Annotated in this window: 1 rRNA gene; it reads left to right on the top strand. The window is 56.6% G+C overall.

The window, feature by feature from the left end:
* The first annotated feature begins 33 nt into the window (after positions 1-33).
* Positions 34-3,158: ribosomal RNA gene (locus ACFWRV_RS36300) — 23S ribosomal RNA — on the top strand.
* Positions 3,159-3,180: the final 22 nt, after the last annotated feature.

The raw sequence follows: 3,180 nt of genomic DNA, 5'->3' as shown, positions 1-3,180 counted from the left end.
TTTGAGAACTGCACAGTGGACGCGAGCATCTGTGGCCAAGTTTTTAAGGGCGCACGGTGGATGCCTTGGCACCAGGAACCGATGAAGGACGTGGGAGGCCACGATAGTCCCCGGGGAGCTGTCAACCAAGCTTTGATCCGGGGGTTTCCGAATGGGGAAACCCGGCAGTCGTCATGGGCTGTCACCCGCTGCTGAACACATAGGCAGTGTGGAGGGAACGAGGGGAAGTGAAACATCTCAGTACCCTCAGGAAGAGAAAACAACCGTGATTCCGGGAGTAGTGGCGAGCGAAACTGGATGAGGCCAAACCGTATGCGTGTGATACCCGGCAGGGGTTGCGCATGCGGGGTTGTGGGATCTCTCTTTCACAGTCTGCCGGCTGTGAGGCGAGTCAGAAACCGTTGATGTAGGCGAAGGACATGCGAAAGGTCCGGCGTAGAGGGTAAGACCCCCGTAGCTGAAACATCAACGGCTCGTTTGAGAGACACCCAAGTAGCACGGGGCCCGAGAAATCCCGTGTGAATCTGGCGGGACCACCCGCTAAGCCTAAATATTCCCTGGTGACCGATAGCGGATAGTACCGTGAGGGAATGGTGAAAAGTACCGCGGGAGCGGAGTGAAATAGTACCTGAAACCGTGTGCCTACAAGCCGTGGGAGCGTCGCTGGCAGCACTTGTGCTGTCAGTCGTGACTGCGTGCCTTTTGAAGAATGAGCCTGCGAGTTAGCGGTGTGTAGCGAGGTTAACCCGTGTGGGGAAGCCGTAGCGAAAGCGAGTCCGAACAGGGCGTTTGAGTTGCACGCTCTAGACCCGAAGCGGAGTGATCTAGCCATGGGCAGGTTGAAGCGGAGGTAAGACTTCGTGGAGGACCGAACCCACCAGGGTTGAAAACCTGGGGGATGACCTGTGGTTAGGGGTGAAAGGCCAATCAAACTCCGTGATAGCTGGTTCTCCCCGAAATGCATTTAGGTGCAGCGTCGTGTGTTTCTTGCCGGAGGTAGAGCACTGGATAGGCGATGGGCCCTACCGGGTTACTGACCTTAGCCAAACTCCGAATGCCGGTAAGTGAGAGCGCGGCAGTGAGACTGTGGGGGATAAGCTCCATGGTCGAGAGGGAAACAGCCCAGAGCATCGACTAAGGCCCCTAAGCGTACGCTAAGTGGGAAAGGATGTGGAGTCGCAGAGACAACCAGGAGGTTGGCTTAGAAGCAGCCACCCTTGAAAGAGTGCGTAATAGCTCACTGGTCAAGTGATTCCGCGCCGACAATGTAGCGGGGCTCAAGCGTACCGCCGAAGTCGTGTCATTCCAGCACATACCCCCAACGGGGGCTGGGATGGGTAGGGGAGCGTCGTGTGCCGGGTGAAGCAGCCGCGGAAGCGAGTTGTGGACGGTTCACGAGTGAGAATGCAGGCATGAGTAGCGATACACACGTGAGAAACGTGTGCGCCGATTGACTAAGGGTTCCTGGGTCAAGCTGATCTGCCCAGGGTAAGTCGGGACCTAAGGCGAGGCCGACAGGCGTAGTCGATGGACAACCGGTTGATATTCCGGTACCCGCTTTGAAACGCCCAGTACTGAATCAGGCGATGCTAAGTCCGTGAAGCCGGCCCGATCTCTTCGGAGTTGAGGGTAGTGGTGGAGCCGATGAACCAGACTTGTAGTAGGTAAGCGATGGGGTGACGCAGGAAGGTAGTCCAGCCCGGGCGGTGGTTGTCCCGGGGTAAGGGTGTAGCCCGTGTGGTAGGTAAATCCGTCACACGTTAAGGGTGAGACCTGATGCCGAGCCGATTGTGGTGAAGTGGATGATCCTATGCTGTCGAGAAAAGCCTCTAGCGAGTTTCATGGCGGCCCGTACCCTAAACCGACTCAGGTGGTCAGGTAGAGAATACCGAGGCGTTCGGGTGAACTATGGTTAAGGAACTCGGCAAAATGCCCCCGTAACTTCGGGAGAAGGGGGGCCATCACTGGTGATCCGATTTACTCGGTGAGCTGGGGGTGGCCGCAGAGACCAGCGAGAAGCGACTGTTTACTAAAAACACAGGTCCGTGCGAAGCCGTAAGGCGATGTATACGGACTGACGCCTGCCCGGTGCTGGAACGTTAAGGGGACCGGTTAGCTGCCTTTCGGGGTGGCGAAGCTGAGAACTTAAGCGCCAGTAAACGGCGGTGGTAACTATAACCATCCTAAGGTAGCGAAATTCCTTGTCGGGTAAGTTCCGACCTGCACGAATGGCGTAACGACTTCTCGACTGTCTCAACCATAGGCCCGGTGAAATTGCACTACGAGTAAAGATGCTCGTTTCGCGCAGCAGGACGGAAAGACCCCGGGACCTTTACTATAGTTTGATATTGGTGTTCGGTTCGGCTTGTGTAGGATAGGTGGGAGACTTTGAAGCGGCCACGCCAGTGGTTGTGGAGTCGTCGTTGAAATACCACTCTGGTCGTGCTGGATGTCTAACCTGGGTCCGTGATCCGGATCAGGGACAGTGTCTGATGGGTAGTTTAACTGGGGCGGTTGCCTCCTAAAGAGTAACGGAGGCGCCCAAAGGTTCCCTCAGCCTGGTTGGCAATCAGGTGTTGAGTGTAAGTGCACAAGGGAGCTTGACTGTGAGACCGACGGGTCGAGCAGGGACGAAAGTCGGGACTAGTGATCCGGCAGTGGCTTGTGGAAGCGCTGTCGCTCAACGGATAAAAGGTACCCCGGGGATAACAGGCTGATCTTCCCCAAGAGTCCATATCGACGGGATGGTTTGGCACCTCGATGTCGGCTCGTCGCATCCTGGGGCTGGAGTCGGTCCCAAGGGTTGGGCTGTTCGCCCATTAAAGCGGTACGCGAGCTGGGTTTAGAACGTCGTGAGACAGTTCGGTCCCTATCCGCTGTGCGCGTAGGAATATTGAGAAGGGCTGTCCCTAGTACGAGAGGACCGGGACGGACGAACCTCTGGTGTGCCAGTTGTCCTGCCAAGGGCATGGCTGGTTGGCTACGTTCGGAAAGGATAACCGCTGAAAGCATCTAAGCGGGAAGCCTGCTTCGAGATGAGTATTCCCACCCTCTTGAAGGGTTAAGGCTCCCAGTAGACGACTGGGTTGATAGGCCAGATGTGGAAGCCCGGTAACGGGTGGAGCTGACTGGTACTAATAGGCCGAGGGCTTGTCCTCAGTTGCTCGCGTCCACTGTGTT

The sequence above is a fragment of the Streptomyces sp. NPDC058576 genome (assembly GCF_042718715.1).
In the GTDB taxonomy this organism is placed as follows: domain Bacteria; phylum Actinomycetota; class Actinomycetes; order Streptomycetales; family Streptomycetaceae; genus Streptomyces.
This window is presented reverse-complemented; position numbering and strand designations above follow the sequence as displayed.